Genomic DNA, 24,500 nt, shown 5'->3' with positions numbered 1-24,500 from the left:
TCACCCGCGCCTGCGGGTGATGCGACACCTCACGGGCGGCGGAGCAGGTCGGCCGCCCGCTCGGCGATCGCGTACACCGTGGCGTTGGTGTTGCCGGACGGGATCGACGGGATGACGGAGGCGTCCGCCACGCGCAGTCCTTCGAGTCCGCGCACGCGCAACCCGGAGTCGACCACGGACACCTCGTCCTCCCCCATGGCGCAGGTGCCGACCGGATGGCAATAGGAACCGAAGTACTTCTTGGCGTAGTCGCCGATCGACTGGTCGTCCACGGCGTTGAGACCGGGGCTGACCTCCTCGATGCCCCATTCGGCGAGCGCCGACGACCAGGCGATCCTACGAGCCGTCGCGATGCCGGACAGCACCGCCCGTACGTCCTCCTCCTCGGCGAAGTAGGCGGGGTCCAGGACGGGTGGCGCGTACGGGTCGGCGGACGTGATGCGCAGGCTGCCGCGGCTGACCGGACGCATGGGGGAGACACCTATGGTGAAGCCGTTGGCCACCGGGGCAACCGGATTGGGCAGGGGGATGTCGATGAAGATGATCTGCACGTCCGGCCCGTCCAGCTCGGGCCGGCTGCGCAACAGGCCGAGGATCTCGCCGTGGTTGTTGTGCGGCGTGGGCACCTGCCGCTGCGCGCTGTAGACGAGGTTGGCCCGCGGGTGGTCGTGCAGGTTCCTGCCGACACCGGGCAGGGGATGGAACACCTCTACCTGTGCCGCCCGCAGGTCCTTCTCGGGGCCGACGCCGGACCGCAGCAGCAGGTGTGCCGAACCGATGGTCCCGGCGGCGAGTACCACTTCCCCGGAGGCCCTGGCGGTGTGGGTCCGGCCGTCGACCTCGTACTCGACGCCGGTGCACCGGTCACCCTCGAACCGCAGACGGTGGGCGACGGCGTCCGTGACGACGTGCAGGTTCGGCCGCCCCAGGACGGGAAGCAGATAGGCATCGGCCGCGCTTTGCCGACGCCCGTCGACGATGTTCAGGTCGACCGGGGCGAACCCCTCCTCCAGGCCGCCACTGATGTCGAAGGCCCTGCGGTGACCAGTTGCCACCGCACCCGCCAGGCAGGCCAGCAGGACGTCGTTGGGTTCGATGGCGGGCCCGACGATCAACGGCCCCTCGGTCCCGCGGCCCGGAGCGCGGCTCACCGCGGTCTCGCTGCGCTGGAAGTAGGGCAGCAGGTCGTCGTACGTCCAGTTCTTCGCGCCGTGGTCGCTCCAGCTGTCGTAGCTGGAGCGATGGCCACGGGCGAACACCATGGCGTTGATCGCCGAGGATCCGCCCAGCCCGCGGCCACGGGGCAGGGGCACGGGCGCGCCGGATGCGCCCTGGACCACTGTCCTGTCCCCCCAGTTCGCGGTTGATGCGACGAGCGAGGGCCAAGCGGGAGGACTGGCTACCGCGTCCGGCAGGCCGGACGCAGCGGTACCCGCCTCCAGGAGCAGGACCTCGGCATCCTCGTCCTCCGACAGCCGTGCCGCGAGCACGGAACCGGCCGTACCGCCACCGACCACGATCACGTCGTAACCCGTTGCGTGAGAGGCCATGTCTTGTCGTCTCCTTGCGTGGATCGTTGGTCCGCAATCGAGCGTAACACTGGTTCGAATCAGTGATATGCAAAAATTGATATCGTTGAGTCATGGTTGCTGACGACGGAACCGAGCCGACCTCCGGGCCACTGCGGGCCCGGATCGTGCTGGCCGCTGCCGGACTGCTGGAGAGCGAGGGCCTGGACGCGTTGTCCACGCGCGCCGTCGCTGCCCGCGCCGATGTGCCACCTCCCACGATCTTCCGGCTCTTCGGCGACAAGGACGGTCTGCTCGAGGCCGTCGGCGAGTACGGCTTCGAGACCTATCTGAAGTTCAAGGGGCAGCTCTCCGCGACCGGGGATCCCGTGCAGGACTTGCGGGTGGCGTGGGATCTGCACATTCGCTTCGGGCTGGTACAACCCGCGTACTACACGCTGGTCTACGGTCAGGCCCGCCCCGGTCATCTGCCTCGGGCGGGACGGCGAGCCGTGGCCGAACTGCAGAAGATGATGACCAGGGTCGCCGCTGCGGGGCGGTTGCGCATGAGTGTCGAGCGCGCGACGACTGTCATGCACGCCGCCGGCATGGGCACGATCCTGACGATGATCAGCGCTCCGCCGGAGACCAGGGATCTGGAGACCGCGGATGCCGCACGGGACGTCGTGATCGCGGCCATCACCACGCCCGCCACCCCACACGCCGGGGACGACGACAGGCGGCACGACACCGCCGCCGCGGCGATGGCGTTGCGCGCCGCACTCCATCGCGACGGCACCCCCGCGCTCAGCGCGGCGGAGCAACCCTTGCTGATCGAGTGGCTCAACCGGCTTGCCGACAGTCGGCCGGAGGGGGCGGCGCCGCCTGCGGGCTGAGATGCACGGGTGCTCAGCAGGGCCGGGCGGACGGGGTGCGGGCGGCGTTCGGAAGGACGGAGGCGGACTCCGGCGGGCCGTCGCGCGCCCGGTTCCGTCCGTCCTTCGCGTCTTGGCGGTCCTGCTTCCGGGGCGGGGAAGCAACCATGGTCTTCTCCTGGCGTGGAGATACGGAGACCGGCGCCGCCCGGGCGTCACCATCTGAACCAATGATCATGAACAAGCCCACGTCACCGGTCAGGATGGTTACTCAGTGTGAGGTCCCAGCCTCGGCGTCGCCGACGCGGCGTCACCGCCGGCATGCTGGTGCACATCCGCCGGCCCCGGGTCGTGCCGCGCGTACGACGTCACCAGCAGGACCTTCGATTGACCGGTGGCCCCCCGGAAAGGCAGTGGCCCCCGCGTACGATCAGCAGCCGCTCAGCCGTGTGTCACACCGCAGGGGAGGGGAACTCACGAACGAACTGCCGGAACGTCGTGAGGAGTTGCCCCCGCGGGCCGGAGCTCAGGTCACCGGCCCGAGACTGGGGCCGGTGGTGCCCAACTGCTCGGTGGAGACCACCGGCGGCACCGGCCAGGTCACTCCTTCCGGTGGCCAGCTCTGTCCGGTCGCCTTCAGGAACGCGGCCGGAGGCTCGTACAGCGGCGGCTGGTTGCCGTCCGGGATCAGAGAGGCCCACTCGACACCTGCGGTACGGTCCTCGAACTCCTGCTTCATCGCGTCCAGCAGGTCCGGTTGCTCGATCAGATCGATCGCCGCTGCCGCCAGGTAGCGCGCGGCGGACAGCAGCGCCTGGTGGCCGATGTTCGTGGCGGCCGTCGCCGTGGCGCCCCAGTTGTGGTTCGGGACACCGGGCGGGTAGGCGGCGGAGAGGAGCACGGCCGTGGGCGTCTGCCAGCTGATGTCGGCGGTGTCGGTGGCCAGACCGCCGGTGTACGCCGCCGCCGGGGGAGCGAGGGGGGTCAGGTCGGTCGGCATGCCGACCTCGGGCTTGCCCAGCGATTTCTGCACGGCCTTTGCCAGCGCGTGATCGGCTTCCGTGAACTTCGGGGCACCGATCTGCCGCATGTTGTCGTTGAGCAGCTCCGCACCGGCCTTGTTGGCCAGCAGGTTCCACGTCGCGGAGTGGAACTTGTGCACCAGGCGGGTCTGGCTGGCCTGTGCGGCCGCCTTGCCGCACTCCACGATCTTGTCGTACAGCACCTTGGCGCGCGCCGGGCTCCCCTCGCGGACGAAGAACCAGACGGAGCACATGTCCGGGGTCACGTTCGGCGCGCCGCCCCCGTTGATGACGGCGTAGTGGAAGCGACCGGACGGGGCGACGTTCTTCTCGCGCAGGTACTCCGACATCGTCGCCATCAGCAGGGCGCCGTCGAGGCCGCTCTTGTTGCCCAGCGGGGCGCCCCCGTGGCCGGAGGCGCCGAGGAAGGTGAACGTGGCCGATATCAGCGAGCTGGTCGTGTTCCAGAAGGGCACCGTGATGTTGAACGGGTGCCAGTCCAGGAACGCGTCGAGGCCGTCGTAGACACCGTCCTTGACCGCGTACGCCTTGCCGACGAGTTGTTCCTCGCCGGCGCTGCCGAACAGATTGACGCGGGCCTTGAGCCCGTTGGTGCGGATCGCCCGGGCGACGGCGATCGCGGCGGCTGTGCCGCCCGCGCCCAGGGCGTTGTGAGCGTCACCGTGACCCGCTCCGTAGGTGGGGCCGTACGCGTCGTAGTGGTAAACCAGGGGGTCGTGCCGGCCCACGCCCTTCTTCTGGGACAGGCCGGGCAGGGCGTCGTACTCGGCGTTGAAACCGAGGACGGGCCCCTCGGTGCCGTAGGAGGCGACGAAGGCCGTGGGGAAACCGGCCGGGCCCCACTCGACGGTGAAGCCGTTGTCCTTCAGCAGCTTGGCGTGGGCGAGGGAGGATTTCCACTCGCGCAGCGACAACTCGGCGTGCTGCCACACCTCGTCGCTCAACCTGGTGATCGCGTCCTCATTGGCGCCGATCCAGGCCAGTGCCGCCTGCTTGGCCGCGGTGCTCTTGGCCAGGCCCTCAGGAGCCCTGTAGGAGGTGGGGGAGACGCCGGCCTTCTCGTCGTAGCCGAGGGTCGCGGCGAGCACCGGGTCGGCCTGGAGAACGGTGGCGGTGGTCGCGGTGGCGCTCAGCCCGAACATCTTCAGCAGTCGCCTGCGACCGGGGTGGACGTCGTTCATGTCTGTCTCGTTCTCGAAGTGTGAGGGAGGAGCCGGTGCGGCGGTTGCCTGACACGCAGTCATACATGTGCCTACAGCGATGATACGTACCTCATCCCGGGCTGGGGCGATCCGTCCCACGACCACTTCGCTCGCCGGAACCCACCGAGCCGGTGCTTGACTGACGAGCGAAGCGATCCGTTGGGGCTTCCACCCCACCTGCCCGTCAGTCAGTGCACGCTTTGCGGCGAAGGTGCCCGGACCAGTACTAACTCCAGGAGGAGCAGACCGGAGTCGGGAAGTTGGTGCAAACCTGGATGGTTCGCACGTCCTGGTTCAGGCTGGCGGTGGCGGAACTGTAGGTGCCGGTGGCCGTGAGCTCGTGCCTGCTGCCGTCGTTGAGGATGTAGGTCAAGCGTGCCTCGGAGTTGTCACCGGTGTAGACCCAGATCCAACTGGCGGCTCCGTTGCCGGGGTTGTTGTCGTACCGGCCCTCTGCGCCCCAGACGGACACGTACGTGGCGGCCGAAGCGGTGCCCGCGTTGAGGCCCAGGACCACGGTTGCCATCGCCATGGCGGTAACGGCCGACCTGACGATCCTCTTCATCTTCATCCCGGTTTCTCCCTGTTGAGAACATGGCGTGACAGAACGGGCGTCGGCACGCCGAACAAGTACTTGACTGTGCAAGTGTATATCCAAAAGTGTTGACCTGTCAGGTCACTTCACACAGTTGGTTGCGGGACGGCGGTTGTCGCAGCGGTCACCGCGGCGTGCGTACGGTGTCCTTGAGGGGACCATCTCGGAGAGTCGCCGCATCGCCGGGTGCCGGCAGGTGACCGCTCTCAACTGCCGCACGGAAAATCTCAGAACGCGAACCGGCAGTCAGCCCACCGGACAGCGATGCCCGGAAGGTCGCCCACGTCCGCATCCACGTGCACGCCTATCTGGCCATGCGCGGCGACATCCCCGTTGCGTGCGCCGGCACCGTGGCAGCCGGGGGCCGACACTCCTTCCTCCTGGTCGCCACGGACCCGCCGTGGCAGCGGGCCATGGGGAAGCAGCCACGCGCAAGGCACTGTACGAGGGCTCTCGCGCCACCGGCCTGACCCGCGCCACACTGCACGCGACCGTTGCCGGCGCACCCGTCTACCCTCGTATCGGCTTCAGGCCGAGCCACAGAGCGCGAACAGCGGCAACCCGGTACCGGGCCTCGCGGACGTGCTCTTCCTGGAAATCGACGTCAAAGCCCCGTCCGACGTCAGCGAGACCCTCACCGTCCACGGGGCGTCGAAGTCGACGGCTACCGCATCCTGCGCGCCCAGGCCCCGGCCGCACCCAACGCCATCGCCGCCGTCCTGCTCACCCTGCGCGACGCCACCGGAGTGCGGCCGCACTGCTACTTCTCCTGGGACGAGGGCAGCCCCCTGAAGCACATGTTCCGCTACTTCCTCCTCGGCCGCGGCGACACCGCCCCCGTCACCCGTGAGATCATCCGCAGCAACGAACCCGACCCCGACCGCCGCCCCGGCATCCACGTCGGCGGCTGACGGAAAGGCAGGACAGGCTCACCGGTCCCTGCGGTCCGCCGCCTCCAGTAGACCGACGAACATGGTGTGGTGGAGTTCCTCCACATGTTCGCGGGCGACGTCGGCTGCTGCTGCCGTATCGCCGTCGCGCAGGGCCTCGATCAGAGCGTGGTGCTCGCGGTTGGACTGTCGCAGAGCCTCCATCGGGTAGGGCAGGTAGTAGCGGTACAGCTGGCGGAGCACGCGGCTGTAGGTCTCGGCGGCTGCGGGGACGCCGGTGGCGGCGGCGAGGGTGAGGTGGAACCGCTCGTCGCAGCCGTGGAACTCCGCCCAGGTCGGGATCTGGTCCATCTCGTCGGCCAGTTGCTGGAGGCGCGTCAAGGCAGCCTCGTCGGCGTTGCGGGCCGCCAGGTGGGCGAGGCCGCATTCCAGGACGAGTCGTTGGTCGATCAGTGCGTGCACCTCGGTGTGCTGCGCTCGGTAGGCATCCGCCGCCTTCACAACTCCCCGCGTCGGCCGGTCGGCGACGCGGGTGCCCCCGTTGCGACCGCGGCGGCGCTCCAGCACGCCCTCCTGACACAGCGATGACAGGGCGCGCCGCACGGTGATCTCTCCGACGTCGAGGGCCGTGGCGATCTGGTCGGTGGGCGGAAGCCTTTCGCCCGGGGCGAGCAGTCCCAGGTCGACGGCGAGTGCGATGCGGGCGCGCACCGTGTCCAGCGCGGTGAGCCGGCGGATGCCGTCGAGCGCGGGGGCGGTGAAAGGCAGGGCGGCCGTGTCGGCCGGCCGCGGGCCATCCTGGGGGTGAGCCATGACCGTCAATGTAGCGAGTCGGATAACAGATCAAAGTGAGCCCATTGATTAACATCTCAACTTGAGTTAATTTCCTCGCCATGTCCCGCCCCTTGCCCATCGCCCTCGTCCAGGCACTTCCCCGCCCGGCGACAGCGCCCTTGTCCGGATTCGCCGAAGATGTCGAGGGGTTGCTGGCTCGCTTTCCGCAGACCCGCCTTGTTGTCCATCCCGAGCTGCACCTGTGCGGCGTCGACGCCTCGGCAGCGGTGACCGAACAGCTGCAGGATGCAGCCGAGCCGATGGACGGACCTCGATCCCGGCAGCTTGCCGCGCTGGCCGGAGACCTCGGCATCTGGCTGGTTCCGGGCACGGTGTGCGAGCGCGGCGAGCGGGGCGAACTGTTCAACACGGCGCCGGTCTACTCACCCGACGGCCGCCTCGCCGCCTCGTACCGCAAGATCTTCCCCTGGCGGCCGCACGAGCCGTACGACCCCGGTGACCGCTTCGTCGTCGTGGACCTGCCTGACGTGGGCCGCATCGGCATGTCGATCTGCTATGACGCATGGTTCCCCGAGGTCGCGCGCCACCTGGCATGGATGGGCGCCGAGGTGATCGTCAACCCCGTCATGACCACCACATCGGACCGCGCCCACGAGCTCGTTCTCGCCCGTGCCAACGCCATCGTCAACCAGGTCTTCGTCGTCAGCGTCAACACCGCCGGCCCCGTCGGCACCGGCCGCAGCCTCGTCGTCGACCCCGAGGGGCGGGTGCGGACCGAGGCTCCCGACTCCGGTGTCACCGTGCTGACCGACGTACTCGACCTGGACGAGGTCACCCGCGTCCGCACGTTCGGCACGGCCGGGCTCAACCGCATGTGGAACCAGTTCACCGACACCGACGCCCCGATCGCCCTGCCGCTGTACGGAGGCCGCATCGACCCGGGCCGCTGGCACCCCGCCACCGGCTGAGCCTCCTGCTCACCGCTCGCCCGTCCCCCCGTGGAGCCCGTCATCATGGAGAACACCCCCACCCAGGGTTTGACACGCGCCCTGACGCTCAGATCCGTCGTCCTGTTCGGTCTCGCCTACATGACCCCGCTGATCGTGCTCGGCACCTTCGGCATCGTGGCCGACACCACCGGCGGCACCGTCCCCACCGCCTATCTGCTGGCTCTGGTCGCCATGCTGTTCACCGCACACAGCTACGGAAAGATGGCCGCCGCCCACCCCGTGGCCGGGTCCGCTTACACCTACGTCCGCCGAGCCGTCGACTCCCGGGTGGGCTTCTTGATCGGCTGGGCCACCCTGCTCGACTACTTCTTCCTGCCCATGGTCATCTGGCTGATCGGCGGGGCCTACCTTCAAGCCCAGTTCCCGGACGTCCCGTTCTGGGTCTGGATCATCGGCTTCATCGTCCTGACCACCGCCCTGAACGTGCGAGGCATCAAGACCGCCCAGCGGGCCAACGACCTGCTCATGGCCTTCCAGGTGCTGGTGATCGGCATCTTCGTCGCGCTGTCCCTGCGGCACGTACTCGACCTCGGGGGCGCCGGAGCGTTGGCGAGCACCGCCCCGTTCGCCAACGACGCCACCACGCTGGCGGGCATCTCCGCCGGGGCGGCGATCGCGGCGTACTCCTTCCTCGGATTCGACGCGGTCACGACCCTCACCGAGGAGACCATCGAGCCCCAGCGCACCATGCCCCGAGCCATCCTGCTGATCGCCCTGATCGGAGGCGGCATCTTCGTGGCCGTCGCCTGGGCGACCCAACTGGCCCATCCCGGCAGCGCCTTCGACGATCCCGGTTCGGCCGCCTTCGAAGTCGCCAGGACCGTCGGTGGCGACCTCTTCTCCTCCCTCTTCCTGGCCGGCCTGGTCGTCGCCCAGTTCGCGTCCGGCATCGCCGCTCAGGCGAGCACCTCCCGGCTCCTGTACGCCATGGGGCGCGACTCCGTCCTCCCGCGGCGTATCTTCGGCCACGTCCACCCGCGCTACCACACCCCGGCTGTCAACATCCTCCTCACCGGCGCCGTCGGACTGATCGCCCTGCACCTGAACGTTGCGACGTCCACCTCCTTCATCAATTTCGGCGCCTTCATCGCCTTCACCTTCGTCAACCTCGCCGTCATCGCCACCTACTTCCGCAAGCGCCGGGCGGGCGAGCAGCCCGGCCTGCTGGGCTACGTGATCGCCCCCACGATCGGCGCCGCAGTGGACCTCTGGCTCCTGGCCAACCTCGATGGCAAGGCCCTCGTTCTGGGAACCACCTGGCTTGCTCTCGGCGTTTGCTACCTGGCCTACCTGACCCGAGGCTTCCGCAACCCTCCGCCTGAACTCACCTTCGAGGAAGAGCCCATCGTCACCGCCGAGTCGGTGTGAGCGGTGCGACGGAGGCGCGCCCATTGCGCCCGCTTCCGAAGCACCGGCGCTGACTCGTAGCCGGTGGTGACGCCCGGCGTCCGTGGGGCAGGAGGAGGCAGGGCCGGAGGAGGCCCGGGGCCGGCGTGCCTGCGCCTCCTGCTCATGATCCGCTCGGCGCAGGTGCCGACGCCTTCGGCGCGGCCGTTACACCGGGTCCGGTCAGGCCCCGCCGACCGGGAGTCTCCGCGCATCGAGTGTCGATCATCCAGCAATCCCTATGTGATGGAAGTCAAGATGCAGCGTGCTTGCGGACGACTGAAGGATTGTTGTTAAGTCAAGTACTTGTATCGGTTTGCCGCCAGTGGACTCCCGAGCCGTAGGGGTAGCCGCCGGCGTCGCCCATCGTGCGCTGTCCCGAGTCGCGGGACGTACCGCCGGACGACGCCCGCGCTGTGTGGCTCAGGGCGTGATGTGCCTGAGACGCGACCCAGCGAACACCTTGGCCCCTTGGATGTCTCCGGACATCTCAGCGCAGCACTCGACAGGAGAAAAAGTGAACAGTTGGACAGTTGAGTATCACGATGCGATCGCCCTCTTGACCTTCACCAGAGAACCGGACAACGTCTACGTCGCGCAGTCGCTGTTCGAGCTCGAGGAGATCCTGGACAGCATTTCCCGAGAAACTGACCGGGTGAAGGTGGTTGTCCTCGCCGGCGGACTCGACGGGTATTTCATCAATCACGGAGACATTTCAGATCGCCCGGATTTCATCAAGTTCGGGGCCGACGGCCGACTTCGCTCGCGCGAGTTCGAGGCCTGGCTCGACGTATTCAATCGCATCGAGGACATACCGCAGCCGACCATCGCGGCCATCGACGGCCTTGCGGCCGGCGGCGGGAGCGAGATGGCACTTGCCTGCACCATGAGGGTCGGGTCACCACGTGCGCGCCTGCAACAGTCCGAGATCACCAGCGGAATGATCGTGGGCGGCGGGTCGAGCGTCCGGCTGCCCCGGCTGGTGGGACCAGGTATCGCGGCCGAGGCGATCCTCACCGGCAGGGTGTTCGAGGCGGATGAGGCGCTGCGCGTGGGGTGGTTGAACGCCGTCCTGCCCACTGAGGGATTCATCGATCACGCATTGAGATGGGCACACGGAGTGGCCAGGCATTCCAGCCTTTCACTGTTCGCGGTCAAGGAACTGCTGCGAGAAAGTGCGAGGCTTCCCCTCGCGGACGCCCTGCGGCGAGAACGGGAGATATTCCTGGGGTATCTCAGCGACTCCGGAGTGATGTCCGGCCCGCCACAGGAATGACCGAGCCGCCGTGGGCCGTTGATGCCGGCGTACGAGATCGGCTTCTCACCACAGGTCCGTCTCCGGGGCGGTGCGGCGCCGTCTTCCGACGCCATTTCAGTTGCGTGCGAAGGCCCGGCGTGCGGTTGGAGGGACGCTCTGCTGTGGCTCCGCCGGCACCGCGACGGAATGAGAAGCCCAGTGCTACCCCATTCACGTTCACTCGGGGTCAGTAGGCATGGGTCGTGCCGACGGGTATCGGACACCGCCCACGCCTTGTCCCGCGCGGAGGTTGCCGCCATCATCCAGGCGCGGGTGCGTCACGTCCTCGCCCTGACGCGCCGGGTGCGGCGTCAGGGCGAGGAGACTCCCGTGGTACCCCTCGCGGTACAGCGTTCCCTCAAGGACTGATCGACGGGCACCGTGTGGCAGTCCGTCGGGAGCCGCGCCTGCTACCAGGACCCGTTCCGGCAGAACCTCGGCACAGCAGGTCTCGGAGGGCTCAGCCCAGGTCGTCCATGAACTGGCCGAGCACGTCCGCGAAGCGCTCCGGTGCCTCGAGATGCGGCGCGTGCCCGACACCGGGCAGAACCTGTACCTCGCCGCGCCAGAGCGTGGGCAGGGTCAGACCGCGCAGGTAGTCCAGACTGACCAACTGCTCGTCCTCGCCGTGCAACACCATGAGCGGCCGGTCCAGTGTCGCCGCGATGGCCACCTCATCGGCGAAGTTCCCCGCCTCGATGCTCGCCAGGAGGCCGGAGCGGGCCGCTCCGTCGGTAGCCAGGATGTCGGCGACGAGATCGTCGGTCGTCAACGAGGAGCCCGGCGCCAAGAAGCTTGCGGCGTAGGAGCGGGCCGCCGCTGCGTCGAGCCCGGCGGTGAAACCCACGTTCAGGGCAGGGGTCGGCAGGAACGCCCTGCCGAAATCGGCCGGACCGCTGACGGGCGGGGTGCCGAAGAGGACGAGGCCGGCGGCCCGGGGCAACCGCTCGGCCGCCTCGAGGACGACGTGTCCGCCCAGGCTCCACCCGACCAGCACCGCCTCGTCGGCATGTGTCTCCTCGACGAAGCGGGCGACCCGTGAGGCGTAGCTGGGAATCGCGTAGTCCTCGGGGCCGTGACCGCGGGCCGAGCCACCGTGACCGGGGAGATCGAGTGCCAGGCAGCGGAACCGCCGCCCGAAAGGGCCTTCCAGCAGGGGACGCCAGACCCGGGCGGACGAGGAGTTGCCGTGGACCAGGACGACGGTCGGTCCGGTGCCCTCCGATGTGATGCAGGCGAGGTCCTGGCCGGCTGCGCTGACCTGTTGGCTCACAGTGCTTCCTTCCCCGTACGAGGACCGAACGGAGTTCGGTACGGCCGTGTGGGTGATCAAATTACTAGCATGCCCGCCCCGCACCTGGTGACGACCGAGCCTGAGGCGTTCGGCCGGCCGGAGACTGGCGGTGGTGCGGTCGAGCGATCAGTCGCTGGCCTTCTGCCAAGCCGGGTCGAGGGCCATGTCCTGCAGCTGCCGCATGGTGAGGACCGGTGTGGCACGGCCGGCTGGAAGCAGGTACGCGGATGCGTTGACGGCTGAGATCACCACCCGCAGTCCGTCCGGGCGGAGGGTGTCGGCGGTCCATTGGACAGTTCCCTTCCCCCCGTGCTGGGGGGCGGCCTTGGTCAGGTTGACACGTGTTCCGTCGGGCAGGGTCTTGGCGTCCGCGAAGAGCCGGGTCATGCTGGGGCGGTCGGCCTTCCATCGCTGTACGTTCACGGCGATCAGGCTCCCACCGTGACCGTCGTCGGCCACGACGTGTCCGAAGCCGCTCTGGCCACCTTTCCGTGCGACGCGCAGGTCGGCCGGCAGCAGCTCGGTGACGAGTGCGCTGATCTGGGCGCCGGTCATCCGGGAAACGGAATCGACCTGGGTGCCGGAGGCGCGTGGCGCGGGCAGGGCGGCCAGGGCGGGCCGCCAGGCCGCGGAGGTGGCGACAGCGGACAGTCGCTCCAGGGACAGACCGAGCGGCGCGTCGGTCGTGGCCGGTCGGCCCTGCGCCCTACCCGCTTCGAAGACGGCAACCTGGCGGCCATCCTTGTAGGTCACCAGTGCCGTGTATTGCCGGGGCCCGTCAGGCCTGTCCTCGGATCTCGGTGAACGGTCGAGGACCAGCCGCGCCCCGTCCGGCAACTTGACCGTGGTGCAGCGGCTGTAGGGGTGATAGGCAGTGTCGGGACACTCCGAGACCTGCTCGGGCACCGGGACGGGGTACCAGCTGAGACGCACTTTCACGTCCACCGCCCGGGCGCCGTCCCCGAACACCACCTCGGCCGAGGGCGCCCCTTCGCTCCGCACTCCGGAACTGTGCTCTCGGGAGATTTTCCCTTTCGGCAACAGTGTTTTCAGGACGCGCACCATGGCCGGGCCCGACAGGGGGTCCTCAGGCGCATGATCCCGGCCGCCGTCGTGCGAGGAGGCGCAACCGGCCAGCAGAGCCGTCAGCAACCCGATGGACACCGCCGCCGCGGGAGAAGACGGTAGCGCGGCACAGCGCCTGCGCTCACGGGTCGGGCCGGCGTCGTGGTCCCTGGGCAGGGCGTTCGCGCGAGCGCTCGATGGGGCGGTCGACGTTCGAGGCTCGGTGATTACTAGCACTTTTCCACTGAGCTGATCGAGTCTTGGTACGGATAGCTCAGGCTCGACCAGGAGTAGTTGTTCTGCCAGGTGCCCTTTATGCCGGTCCACCTGTTATCGGTCCAGGTGCACCAGGACCGCCCGGAGTAGTTGCTGACGGAGGACACGGCATCGTTCCACCCCGACGGCATCGAATCGAGGCCGGGGCTGTAAAGGGTGAAACTCAGATTGTCACCCTGCAGACCGGCGTCCCGGTAGAGAACGAACGTGGCGCCTGCCGTCTCGTAGTCCGAAGCGGCGGGCAGCGCTGCCACGCTTCCCGCTACCGCAGGAGTCGTAGGGGCGGCCTGGGCGGGAACCGAGGCTCCCAGACTCACCCCGGCAAGTAGTGCGGCGCCTGCGGCTGCCTTGAGCACATTTTTCATACGCATGATGGCGTGCAACCTCTTCCGAACTTCCAACCTGGACGCGCCCCTCGGGCGAGCGCGGGACCGGGGGGAATGCAACCTTGGACAACGGACAAAATAATTGTCGAAGCAACCATACGAAGAGCAGGGATCGGACGTCAACGCCTACAAGCTTGCGCGCACTTGCGGTGCAAGTGGAAGACGCATACGTGCGGACGTGAACTCGACCTGGCCAGGTGTGAGTTGTGCTGGTCGAAGCGCCGTACGTATCCCACCCTGCGCTACCCGTCCGGCTCGTCGAAAGCGTGATGCGGGGCGGAGTCCGGCCAGAGCTCGGAGAGCATCCCTGGGGCGACGACCCGGGACCGCATGACCAACTACTACCCGGCGCTTCGCGCATCCGGCCTCGACTCCGTCGAAGGGGTCCGGTCCCTCCTGCGACGCGGCTGGCTGCCGAACGTCGCCTTCTGCACCCCTGATCGCTCGACCAGCACATCCGGCTCGACCTGCGACACATCCGGTACCGCAAGGACCTCACAAGGGCTGCCCCGTTGACACCGACCTGACCATCAGGGCCCACCTGGATATCCTAGGAACACCACGAGCTCGACCTCGGCGACGAAGCACTTATGACCGTCGGAAGATGCTCGAATGCCAGGTTGAGTCGCAACAGGCAGCCAACCGAGCACCTGGCTCGAGGCATCCAAGGACGCTCGCCGGCGCTGCCCTGGCACTGGGTACGAACCCGGGTACAGCAGCGGCTGTCCGGGCGAGCACGGCGCCCAAGTGCAGTCAGCCGACACCATATTGACCGTGGCGCCCGGTCTTCAACCGTCGAGTGCGGATCATTTGACTAATCAAGGACATTCTGGTTGACTCGGCTCAGCTGGCCACAACTGACACGGCACTGCCTCGGGTTCACCTGGTCATTCACGCTCGAAGTCAAAGAGGACTCGAAGCAGGTTGATGAACTCCGTTACCCAGCTGTTGATTTGTACAGTCCGTAGCCTCGGCTCCGATCAAGCGGGTCGAGGTGGACGTGTTGTGCGCGAGCTGGGTCGAACGGCCGAGATGGTGTGTCGTCGACCTGCCTGCTCAATGCTGAAGTCACTCAGAAAGCGGAGTCCCATGAATCACAAAGCACGTAGGCTCCTGACTGCCGCGGCCGCCACTGCGGTCGCCGGGACGTCGCTGCTCTTCTCTGCGCCGTCCGCTACGGCGCAGAACGCGCCATACGCCGACTGCCCGGGATGGGCGCTGTGCCTCTATCAGGATGGAGGTGGAGCGGGCTCGAAGGTCATCCTCACCCCTCCTCCGACCGGCAGCCCCTCGCAGATGGTCTACCTGATCGGCAAGCACTTCCTGAACGGTCAAGCTGCCGACAATCAGACGTCGTCCTGGTTGAACAACTCCCAGTGCGGGATCGAGTTCTACGACGATCCCAACGGGGATCTGCACCCCTCGCTCATCGACACCGCTCCGTCCTGGAACTGGGGCCTCAAGCACGACTACTCCTACGGGACCCCCCAGGCATACCTGAACGACAGGGTCTCTTCCCTCAGGTTCTACAACTGCTAGGAAGCTGCTGGGATCCACCCGATCCTCCAAGTCCGTGCTCCTGGGCGAAGGCAATCGCGAGGCCTCACGCGCCTGAACGAGGCCGCAACCGCCCCGGGCCGGCACATGCCCCGGTTCCGCCAAGGAGCCGGGGCAGTTCTCATTTTCGTGCCGCTCCCAGGAGCCGAGCGACACGATGACAAGAAAGAAGTCACGTGAAACGGTTTCGACCAGCAGCCATTCTTCTGTCTGGCATGCTGCTCGCACTGTCATTGCCAGAGGCCGCAGCAGCGGCGCCGGCGTCTCTCTTGACGGCACCCGTCGCGGCGGCCGAGGACGGGCCGACGGAGGGGCCAGGAGCTGAGGGACCGGATCTCAGTAGCGCAAATCGTACTGCCTCGGCCCCCGGTCTCCCGGACTGGTCACGCGTGGGATACCGGGGCGGCGCGCCGCTGCCCGGCGGCGGTGAGGTGACCGACGACGCCTCCTGTCGCATCACTCCGGAACGACTCTCCTCCAAGTACGGGGTGACCGCGGATGACGGGACCGACGACACCACCGGACTGCAGAACGCGATCGACGACATCAAGAGCCAGTGCTCGCCGTCGGCCAGCTTCGACCGGCTCTCGCTGATCTCCTTGCCCTCCGGGCGCATCGATCTGTCCCGGCAGATCTACGCCGACGCCAGCTTCCTGATCGTGCGCGGGCAGGGCTCCGCCGACGGTGGCACGAAACTGGTGTTCCGACCGGATCTCAACACCCGCTACGACACGGTGGTCAACGGGCGCTGGGACCAGGACAGCATGACGGCCGGCAGCGGCAGCGACGTCGGCACGGGTGGCTGGATGTGGCCGGGGCGCGGCATGTTCCGGGTACAGACCCGGGACGTCGCCGATCGGTACAAGGACGACTGGGCGGCCGCCGCGGCCAACCGCAAGGACATCTTCGAAGGCTCCGTCAACCAGCACTGGGCCTCCGGCATCAAGGTGGCCGCCAAGCCCTACGACGCGGGATACGCGGCCCGTCGGGGCGACACGGTGGTGCAGCTGGTGTCGACGGCCACCATGTCGAAGTTCACCTCGGGCGGCTACGTCTGGGTGGGTGCGGCCAACAGCGTCAAGTTCTACGAGCAGCAGGGCGTCGCCGACAAAGGCGTGATGGACGACCTCCACATGCGCCAGCAGATGTTCCGCATCACCGGCGTCAACGCCGATGCGAAGACCGTCACGCTGGACCGCCCACTGCAATGGGACCTGCCGGTCGACTCCACCTCGGACGGCTCGGAGTCGCTGGGTGAAAAGCCGTATGCCAGCAAGGTGACCCCCTTGCAGATCGTCGAAGGCGTCGGGTTCGAGAACTTCGCCTTCACTCAGGACATGAACGGTCTGCCCAAGCTGGGCGGCGGCACATATCAGCTGACCCCCGAGCAGGCCGTGCACAACTACGGCAACATGGCCCCCGAGTACGCGATGCACGGCATCGTCTACAAGTGGGCCGCCAACAGCTGGGCGCGCGGGCTCAAGGCCACCATGACCGGCTCGCACCCCATCGTCACGGAGAACGCCCTCCACCTCCAGATCGAACGCAACAGCTTCGACGGGGCCTGGAACAAGGGCAAGGGGGGCAACGGCTACCTGCGCGGCAGCCGTGTGTGGAACTCACTGTGGGCTTACAACCTCAGCCGCAACCTGCGCCACTTCACCTTCCAGTGGTCGGCCGGCGGCAACGTCGCCTTCCGCAACAACCTCGACTCCGACCTGAACCTGCACGGAGGCTGGGAACACAACAACCTGTTCGAACAGAACACGGTCAGGGTCCCTTACGAACACCGCTCGGCCAACTGTCAGACGAACTGCGGCGGTGAAGGCGGCGAGATCGACGAGGGTACTTGGTACCCCATCTGGTGGGCGGCCGGCCCCAAGGCGGTCAAGTGGTCCGGCTCCTCCGGCCCGCAGAACGTCTTCTACAACAACACCCTCATCAAGCAGACCACCCCCGGTGGGCCTTTCGAGCCGTACACGCCGTACGGAGCGCAGTCCGGTACCGCCTTCCAATTCGGCTCCACAACCGGTGCCCCGGACAAATTCGAGCCACTGAGCCATGACGGGCAGTCGATCCCGGACTGGACCGGCCGGGAGACCCTGGATTACCAGGGACACGGCGTGGTGCCCCTCGCCCTGGGGAAGCGACCCTCCCTGTTCCTGAGCAACACCGGCGGCGAACTCGACCCTCGCGCCGGAAGTAAACACGCGATCGTCAACTGGAACATGCAGGGCGCGCTGTCGGACGCAGGGCGGCACAATAAGTACGACGATCTGCGTTACCTGATGGAGGATACTGGAGGTCGAGGCGCCCGCATTGTACTCATTCAGGAAGCCGGAACTCCACCGACAGGTTCCCGCCTCGAGTTCATAGAAGACCACCCTCAGGACGTCTGGCGACACCCGGACGGCACCTATCCCCCGATCCGGGAGTACCGACTCCTGGGCACCGGAACCGGTGCCAGCACCAGCACCAGTACGAGCAGTGGTTCTCGGACGACAGGGTATATCTACTGGCTGCACACGAACAGCGGAACAACCAATGACGGTCGCGTCAACCTTGCCATCGCCAGCAGAACTCGGGTCGCTGCGCAAGATCTGCACGTCATCGAGCCAGCGGACTATGATCCGGTGCTCGGGATAAGTTATTCCCGGCCTGCACTTGGTGTCACCGTCGGCGGCGTCGGGTACTTCACCATACATGCGCGTGCGGACAACCAGGGCCGAGACGCTCCCGAGCTATTGGCTAACATCAGATATGCGATGGCACATTTGGGGCCCAACCAAGACGAGGTACGGCCCTGGATCGCGGCCGGCGACTTCAACCGTGAGCCGAGTAATCTGCTGACAGAGCTCCCCGCTCGCAGCTACTACTTGGGTGACACCGCGGATGCGACACATCCCACGTCTGGTACAGGCACGCCCCGCGTCCTCGACTACGCGGTCACTTCCAGAGACGCCCCTGTCGAAATTCTCGGATCGGCGCGGCTCGACGACTACACCGACTCGGACCACTATCCCGTCTGGCACTACCTCACTAATTTGCCGGACGTTGCGCCGCCGCCGTCGAATGTGCCGACGCTTCCGCGGAACAACGTCGTCGTGATGAGCGCCCACACCGTCAACGTGGCAGGATTGCCCGTCGACGGCAGCAACGTGATCGGTGATGTGCCGTTCGATTACAAGAACCCCGCCTCGAACTTGAAGTTCGATCTGAAGGAGTCTTCCGAACACCCCGGCTATGTCAACCTGCTCTCCAAGGACCCGGACTTCTACAACCACTATTTGGGACAAGAGGGCGGGAAACCCGACGGAAAGATAGTGCTCTGGAAGAGCCCGGCGCTCGATCAGCTCTGGAAACCGCACTACCAGGGTGACGGCACCTGGAGCCTGGAGAACTTCAAGACCAAGCAGTACCTCACGGCCGATATCAGGAACGGCACGCTCTTCGCTCACGACGAAGTCGGTCAAGCGCCCAACCAGCGCTGGTTCCTCAACGACGCCAGTGAAGTGGGTACTCGCAACGAGGTTCTGCTGAGGTCGAAGGACGGTCTGCCCTGGATCCTCAATACCGGGGACGACGCCACCGGTGAGGTGATCCTGGACGAGGACGACGATGCTCCCGAGGAGCGGTTCACCACGATCCCCGCGGGCCGGACCGGCTCGGACGAGTGCTTCTATCTGGCCAACGGCGGGCGGTACGTCACGTCGACCGGCGACACGGAAGAGCCCTTCAACGGCAACCAGGTCACGATGACCGAGTTCGTCGCCAACGCCGACAGTTACCTGTGGTGCCTGCAGCCGGCCCAGTACGGCTTCCTGCTGGGCAACCACACCGGTCCTGGTGAATATGATGAACCTCTGTACCTCACGGGTGCCGAGTTGCACGGACGTGTGACCGTCAGAGACCGCCCTGATTACAGCGCGGACGTATGGGATTTCAATCCGGTCACCGAGTGATTCTCTCGGGGTCACCGAGTGATTGACGCGGCCCGGTGGGCTCCGTTCCCGGTCGGACACGGACCGGGTCCGGCCTGCTCCTCAGGGCCATGAGTGACGGCCTGCTGGTTCTTCCAGCAGGCCGTTTCGCATGTTGGCGGGCGCCTGGGCAGCCGACGGCTGGAGCGCGTCACAATGACCACACCCGTGTGGCACTCGGCCCTTCCCGGTACTGGTGCGCCCCTACCTGCGGCATCTGTCACGTCGTCGGTGTAGGCGGACGCAGTGCGAGCGTGACCGAGACATCTCGGGATGCGCGGCGCCGGCCACGCAACCGCCCGCAGTGCCCTGCCGATCACCGACGCACACAAACCCGGGGTCCACCTCCGGCCGGTACACGCGACATCTTCGGCTGCCCGTCCGAGGCTCCGAACCGGCGGGCAGAAACCCTGCCCGCCGGAAACGACAGCGGCGCCACTGGCAGACCGCAGCCAGTCCGGCCGGCCGTGGCCCTGCACGGCGCGCCCTGCCCGCGGCCGACTGGACCACCGTGCGCGGTGGCGTCGGGACGGGTCTTCCGGGACGGCGGCGCCTTCACCGCCGGAGCCGGCCACCTCACCGGGGCACCGGGCTACCGGCCCTGCCTCGCGAGGTTCACCGCCGTACGGACGCCGGTAGCGTACTCAGAGGGGCGCTCCCAGGCCGCGAAGTGGCCGCCGGCGGATTCCTCTGTCCAGGCGCGGACGTCGAAGAAGCGTGCCGCGAACTCGCGGGGCGCGTTGACGAGGTCCTTGGGGAAGATCGTGAATGCCGTGGGGACGTCGATGCGCTCGGTCGGTTTCGCCGCGTTCTCGACGTAGGGGGTGAAGGAGGTGCCGACCGTGCCACTGACCCAGTACGCGGTGATCCACGTGAGCAACTCGTCACGGGTGAAAACCGTTTCCACGTCGCCCCGGCAGTCGGTCCACGCTCGCAGTTTCTCAAGGATCCAGGCGGCCAAGCCCGCCGGCGAGTCACCGAGCGCCACCGCCAACGAGTGGGGCTTGGTGGCCTGTTCGTGCATGTAACCGCCCTCCGCGGCCTGCCAGTGATGACCGTGCCGGACGTACGAGCGCTCCGCGTCGGACAGGTCTTTCGGCGGGTTCACCAGAAAGCGGTACTGCGACACGTCCGTCAGATGCAGGGCGGTGACGCGGTCGGGGTGAGCAGCGGCCAATGCCTCGGCGACGTCGCAGCCCACATCACCGGCGGACACGACGTAGCGCTCGTAGCCGAGCTCGGTCATTGCGTTTGCGATCGCTTCGGCCATGCCCCGGGACGACATGCCGAGGCGGGCGACAGGAGCGGCGAACGGGAAGCCAGGAAGAGCCGGGACGATCACATGGAGGTCGGACAGCAAGGGCCAGACTTTCTCGAACCGCAGGACTGAGTCGGGCCACCCGTGCAGGAGTACCACCGCCACCGCGTCGGTGCGCGCCGCTCGCAGATGCACCGCCCGCACCGGTGCGTCGCCCGGACCGGCGAGGGCCCACGGGAGGGCGCGGAGCCGGACTTCGTGCTCGCGCCAGTCGTAGGAGCGGGCCCAATAGGAGACCAGGTCCGCGAGGTAGTCGCCGTCGACACCACGCGCCCATCCGAACCCGGTGGGGACGTCGACTCGGCGATAGCCGCGCAGGCGCAGGCGCAGGTCGTCGAGCACCGACTGCTCCACGACAGGGGGAGTGGCCTGTTCCGCGTTGATCATGCCCGTCGTCCTCTCGTTCACGGCAACCTGTCTTGTGTCCGTGTCCTTGGTGATGCCCGGTACGCCCTCTGAGAGGCGTCGGCCCGGGAGCGTGTACGGCGACGATCGACCATCCGGGCCCGGACGGGGCGTTGTGACATGCCGAGCCGTGTGCGGGCCCTCTTTCCGTAGCCGGGCCAACTCCGCACCCACCACCGTCAGCGGTCCGGGCTCTTGGGTCCCGCGGTCAACCACCGCCGCCAGCGGTGGGGCGGGTGACGGTCGTTGGGCCGGCTCCCGCCGGTCGGTCCCGCGTTTGTCCAATGACTGTACGGTCCGTTCGGCCTGCGGGAGGACCCTCACCGTGGGCGGCGCGCTCGGCGGCGCCCTCCTCGGCGGCCGTTTCCGGGGTGCCGCCGCGATGGGCGGAATCGCCCTCCCCTCGCCGGATCGGTCTGCACCCGCTTCGGGTCTCGGAGCCGGACCCCCTTCGGTCACGGTCGGCCCGCCTCCGGACGACCGGCCCCGCACCAGTCGGCGAGGAGCCCCTTTGTCAGGTGATCGACGCGCTCGGGGCTTCCCAGAACCATGATCGGCGTACCCCCTCGCCGCCGTCGGATACCGGCAGGTTCCCCATGCCGTACTTCGAGGGCCGCGATGGCGCCGTTCGTCACCGCGACACCAACCGCACGTTCGGCGCGTCTTTCTGACCTGCCGGATGGAACGGCGCGAGGCGCGGTTTTCGGCGCCGCCGGATCCGAGAGCGAAAGATCGCATCAGGATTCGGCGGCCGAATCGGGGTTCTCAGTAACGGAATTGGCTCTGGAGGGTGGAGTTGCCGCTCAGCGTTTCGTCGGAGGTCTCCCCGATCGTCTGGGCGGCCTGGTCGGTGACGATCAGCGGCCATTGGGTCTCGACGATGAACAGCAGCCCGTCCGTCTGGAACGGCGTCTGGTCACCGTTGGTGCCGGCCTCCCAGGCATCCGCGCCAGGGCCGTGCGGGTTCATCGAGTTGACGATCGCCACCATGCCGTCCACGTAACCGTCCGCGGCTGCACCGAGGCCGGCGGTGACATGCTTCGCCTGCTCGATGACGCCGACGAGTTCGGCGTTGACGTTGCGGTGGTAGTACGGCGGGCGGAAGGCGTCCGTCACGACCCACTCCGGCGGGACGGCACAGAAGTCGATGGCGTTCAGACCCGGTGTCGCGGTGGTCGACGTCAGGGCCGTCAGCAGCGAGGGGTCGCGGTGGTCGAAGTTGACCGATGCCAGCACCTGGAAGTCGCGAAGGTTGTAGACGTAAGGGACGCTGTTGCCGTGCCAGGCGACCACGTCCAGCGGCGAGTGGTCGTACGTCGACGTCCAGAGGTTTCCGGCGACCTTGTGGATCACCTGGAACGGCCCCTCCGAGTCGTCGTAGGCGGCGGTCGGCGCCCGGAAGTCGCGCGGGTTGGCCATGCCGCTCTGGCCGACGAAGCCCAGTTCCGGGAGGGAGAACGGCGTACCGAAGTTCTCGAACACGTAGCCGCGCACGAATCCGGTGCCGTCCTCGTCACCGGGCGCGCCGATGATCTCGACCCTGAACTTCATGGACCGAGGGATCAAAGCAATGTGACCGGGCTCCACGGCCAGCAGGCCGAGTTCGGTGTGGATGAGCAGACCGCCGCGCTCTGGGACGATCAGCAGTTGGCCGTCGGCCGTGCTGAACACCCGGTCCGTCATCGACACGTCGGCTGTGTAGAGGTGGACCGCCACGCCGTTGCGCTGCAGGGGGTCACCGTTGCCCGCGAGCGTCCACAGACCCGCGACGAAGTCGGTTCCGCGGGCGGGAGCCGGCCGCGGCGCCCAGTACAGCGAGTGCGGATCCACCACGGGCGTGTTCGTGAAGGGCGGGGTCAGCAGCGTCCCGTTGTCCATGCGCTCGAGGCGCGGACGCACGACGGATGGACGGATGCGGTACTGCCAGGTGCGGCGGGTGTTCGAACGGGTCTCGGTGAACGCCGTCTCGGACAGCAACTCCGTGTACAGACCGTGGGGCGGGCGCTGAGGGCTGTTGATCTTGGGCGGCAGCGCCCCGGCCAAGGCCTCACTGCTGTGCTCGTTGCCGAAGCCGGAGGAGTACGTCAGTGAGGCGGCTCGCTTGCGGGCGCGCTCGCGTACGGCTGCCTCAGCAGCGTCCTGCTCGATGTTGGTCGTCATGGTCAGGCCCTTCTCCGTTGAAAGACTTGCTCGCCACAGCCGACTCTCGGATGGAGTCTGCGGCGTTGGGTCTGCTCATCCGCTCTCGCTCGTCCGACCCCGGAGAGCAGTGTGGCGAACAACTGATAACTCTCTATCGGTTCGTGTCGCACTACGCAAGTGATAGGCGGCTATCAGTTTCGTGTGCCACGGACCTCGGGCGCCCTGTCCGTCCATGCATGGAGCGCTATGGAGAGTCAAGTGACGACGGATTATTACGATTTGTCGCATTGAGCTGCGTGCGACTCCGCCGCCCGGGCGCCCTCCTCGCCTCCGTCGACGGTCGGTCGATCGCGTGTCAGGCGGGCTCCCGATGCTTCACCGTACGAGCGAATGCCCGCACAGCCCGAATCAGGCATATGGGAGATCTCGAGCAGTGACCTGTACAGCCCCGCCGACGGCGGAGCTCATGTGGTGCCGTCAGGCGAACACGTTCCGCGGCAGGGAAAAGCCGCCCGGTGCGTGAGCACCGGGCGGCTGCCGACGTTCAACGACGCACTTGCGTCAGTCACCTGTGCCGAAATGGATCGACGACGGCTTCCGCCGGCGGAAGAGGTCCGGTGGATGTAAGTTGCAGCGATTCCATGACAAGCATCAGATAACGCTGCCAGCCCTCGCTTTCCGCATCCAGAGTGGGCACGACGCTCAAGAGCATGAGAATAATCCGGAGCGTGTCCTTCTCGGGGTCCAGATCGGCTCGAAAAAGGCCCTGCCGCTGACCTTCCCTCATGATCCGGCTGACCGGCTCCACGAAAGACGACTGGATAATGTCCAGTGTCATCCCGGCCGGGTGAGTCACTCCGGCGCGGGCCGCGGCCCTCAAGGCGGCGTCGAAGGCGACGCGAACCCCTTCTCTCGGGTCCGGCTCGTTCACCGCCTTCACCAGGGCCGGAGCCAAGTCTGTGGCGAAGAGGTCCCAGACGACACCGCGCAGCAGGTCTTCTCGCGTGGGAAAGCGACGATAGACAGTTGCCACCCCGATCCCGGCCGCTCCGGCGATCTCCACTGCGGACGCCTGTGGGTTCTTTCGGAGCGCCTCACGAGCGGCGTCCAGAATGCGGCGGGTATTCCGAGCGGCATCACCACGCGCTTTGGGTCGGCCTGCGCCTGTACTTTTCGGATTCTCCATTTCCCCGGGCATGTGCGAGAGGTTATCAGAGGCCGCATGATCGGCGTCGTCGGCATCCGGGGTCTGCGAACCGCCGTACAAGCGGCACCCCCGGGCCACTCCCGTCGGGCGCGGCGGGGCGTCCTGGTGCCGAAAGTCGCTCGGGATACCGGCATCGACCTTCTCCTGGCATTTCCGCGGTGCGTCCATTCATCTCCCTTCCGTATGCGCTGGGCCGTACGGACCGGACCGTTGTCGCGGTGGAGGCGGCCCTCGGAGCGCGCCGACGGCCGTGCGCAAGTCGCGTCGCC

The 24,500-nt window shown here is 67.4% G+C and carries 18 protein-coding genes and 1 pseudogene; 9 read left to right on the top strand and 10 right to left on the bottom strand.

All coding sequences use genetic code 11. The annotated features are described in order from the left end of the window. Positions 1-29: 29 nt before the first annotated feature. Entirely contained in the window at positions 30-1,550 is a 1,521-nt protein-coding gene (locus ACZ4M5_RS26875; RefSeq protein ID WP_467740366.1) for a GMC family oxidoreductase, read from the bottom strand. Positions 1,551-1,642: 92 nt separating this feature from the next. Here ACZ4M5_RS26875 and ACZ4M5_RS26870 point away from each other — a divergent pair, with 92 nt between their 5' ends. Further along, the gene (locus ACZ4M5_RS26870) at positions 1,643-2,404 is read left to right on the top strand and encodes a TetR/AcrR family transcriptional regulator (RefSeq protein ID WP_467740365.1); all 762 of its coding nucleotides are present in this window, start codon (positions 1,643-1,645) and stop codon (positions 2,402-2,404) included. Positions 2,405-2,909: 505 nt separating this feature from the next. Here the strand turns inward: ACZ4M5_RS26870 and ACZ4M5_RS26865 are convergent. Then, entirely contained in the window at positions 2,910-4,607 is a 1,698-nt protein-coding gene (locus ACZ4M5_RS26865) for a peptidase dimerization domain-containing protein (protein WP_467740364.1), read from the bottom strand. Between the two features lie 247 nt (positions 4,608-4,854). Continuing rightward, positions 4,855-5,199 (bottom strand): hypothetical protein, encoded by a 345-nt coding sequence (locus ACZ4M5_RS26860; protein ID WP_467740363.1) that lies wholly within the window; start codon positions 5,197-5,199, stop codon positions 4,855-4,857. A gap of 320 nt (positions 5,200-5,519) precedes the next feature. Between ACZ4M5_RS26860 and ACZ4M5_RS26855 the strand changes: the two are divergent. Both ACZ4M5_RS26855 and ACZ4M5_RS26850 read left to right on the top strand, forming a co-directional pair. Further along, positions 5,520-5,773: pseudogene (locus ACZ4M5_RS26855) on the top strand (GNAT family N-acetyltransferase); the annotation flags it as partial. A gap of 196 nt (positions 5,774-5,969) precedes the next feature. Continuing rightward, a complete protein-coding gene (locus ACZ4M5_RS26850; RefSeq protein ID WP_467740608.1) occupies positions 5,970-6,134 on the top strand; it encodes a hypothetical protein in 165 nt (54 codons plus the stop codon). Positions 6,135-6,152: 18 nt separating this feature from the next. Here the strand turns inward: ACZ4M5_RS26850 and ACZ4M5_RS26845 are convergent, their stop codons facing one another. Further along, positions 6,153-6,926 (bottom strand): FadR/GntR family transcriptional regulator, encoded by a 774-nt coding sequence (locus ACZ4M5_RS26845; RefSeq protein ID WP_467740362.1) that lies wholly within the window; start codon positions 6,924-6,926, stop codon positions 6,153-6,155. An 80-nt stretch (positions 6,927-7,006) separates the two neighbouring features. On the opposite strand from ACZ4M5_RS26845, the gene ACZ4M5_RS26840 reads away from it, so the two are divergent. From ACZ4M5_RS26840 to ACZ4M5_RS26830, 3 genes are all read left to right on the top strand, one after another. Then, positions 7,007-7,876, top strand: a complete 870-nt coding sequence (locus tag ACZ4M5_RS26840) for a carbon-nitrogen hydrolase family protein (protein ID WP_467740361.1) — start codon at positions 7,007-7,009, stop codon at positions 7,874-7,876. Between the two features lie 45 nt (positions 7,877-7,921). Then, positions 7,922-9,286: an APC family permease gene (locus ACZ4M5_RS26835; protein ID WP_467740360.1), complete on the top strand. Its 1,365-nt coding sequence runs from the start codon at positions 7,922-7,924 to the stop codon at positions 9,284-9,286. A 535-nt stretch (positions 9,287-9,821) separates the two neighbouring features. Continuing rightward, the gene (locus tag ACZ4M5_RS26830) at positions 9,822-10,580 is read left to right on the top strand and encodes an enoyl-CoA hydratase/isomerase family protein (protein WP_467740359.1); all 759 of its coding nucleotides are present in this window, start codon (positions 9,822-9,824) and stop codon (positions 10,578-10,580) included. 481 nt (positions 10,581-11,061) lie between these two features. Here ACZ4M5_RS26830 and ACZ4M5_RS26825 read toward each other — a convergent pair whose 3' ends face one another. From ACZ4M5_RS26825 to ACZ4M5_RS26815, 3 genes are all read right to left on the bottom strand, one after another. After that, positions 11,062-11,874, bottom strand: a complete 813-nt coding sequence (locus ACZ4M5_RS26825) for an alpha/beta fold hydrolase (protein WP_467740358.1) — start codon at positions 11,872-11,874, stop codon at positions 11,062-11,064. Between the two features lie 147 nt (positions 11,875-12,021). Further along, complete coding sequence (locus ACZ4M5_RS26820) at positions 12,022-13,059, bottom strand: hypothetical protein (protein ID WP_467740357.1); 1,038 nt, start codon at positions 13,057-13,059, stop codon at positions 12,022-12,024. Positions 13,060-13,190: 131 nt separating this feature from the next. Continuing rightward, complete coding sequence (locus tag ACZ4M5_RS26815) at positions 13,191-13,601, bottom strand: peptidase inhibitor family I36 protein (RefSeq protein ID WP_467740356.1); 411 nt, start codon at positions 13,599-13,601, stop codon at positions 13,191-13,193. Between the two features lie 1,110 nt (positions 13,602-14,711). Here ACZ4M5_RS26815 and ACZ4M5_RS26810 point away from each other — a divergent pair. Further along, positions 14,712-15,161, top strand: coding sequence for a peptidase inhibitor family I36 protein (locus ACZ4M5_RS26810; protein WP_467740355.1), 450 nt, complete (start codon positions 14,712-14,714; stop codon positions 15,159-15,161). A 233-nt stretch (positions 15,162-15,394) separates the two neighbouring features. Next, a complete protein-coding gene (locus ACZ4M5_RS26805; protein WP_467740354.1) occupies positions 15,395-19,141 on the top strand; it encodes an endonuclease/exonuclease/phosphatase family protein in 3,747 nt (1,248 codons plus the stop codon). 610 nt (positions 19,142-19,751) lie between these two features. Here the strand turns inward: ACZ4M5_RS26805 and ACZ4M5_RS26800 are convergent. Then, positions 19,752-20,864 carry an epoxide hydrolase family protein gene (locus ACZ4M5_RS26800; RefSeq protein ID WP_467740353.1) on the bottom strand — a complete coding sequence of 371 codons (1,113 nt, stop codon included), beginning with the start codon at positions 20,862-20,864 and terminating at the stop codon, positions 19,752-19,754. A 536-nt stretch (positions 20,865-21,400) separates the two neighbouring features. On the opposite strand from ACZ4M5_RS26800, the gene ACZ4M5_RS26795 reads away from it, so the two are divergent. Next, positions 21,401-21,553 carry a hypothetical protein gene (locus ACZ4M5_RS26795; RefSeq protein WP_467740352.1) on the top strand — a complete coding sequence of 51 codons (153 nt, stop codon included), beginning with the start codon at positions 21,401-21,403 and terminating at the stop codon, positions 21,551-21,553. A 94-nt stretch (positions 21,554-21,647) separates the two neighbouring features. Here ACZ4M5_RS26795 and ACZ4M5_RS26790 read toward each other — a convergent pair whose 3' ends face one another. Continuing rightward, positions 21,648-23,042 carry a homogentisate 1,2-dioxygenase gene (locus tag ACZ4M5_RS26790; protein ID WP_467740351.1) on the bottom strand — a complete coding sequence of 465 codons (1,395 nt, stop codon included), beginning with the start codon at positions 23,040-23,042 and terminating at the stop codon, positions 21,648-21,650. A gap of 547 nt (positions 23,043-23,589) precedes the next feature. Further along, positions 23,590-24,399 carry a TetR/AcrR family transcriptional regulator gene (locus ACZ4M5_RS26785; RefSeq protein WP_467740350.1) on the bottom strand — a complete coding sequence of 270 codons (810 nt, stop codon included), beginning with the start codon at positions 24,397-24,399 and terminating at the stop codon, positions 23,590-23,592. Positions 24,400-24,500 lie beyond the last annotated feature (101 nt).

This window comes from Streptomyces sp. NPDC026246, assembly GCF_055567995.1.
Note: the sequence above shows the minus strand (reverse complement) of the source record. Positions and strands in the feature narration are given on the sequence as shown.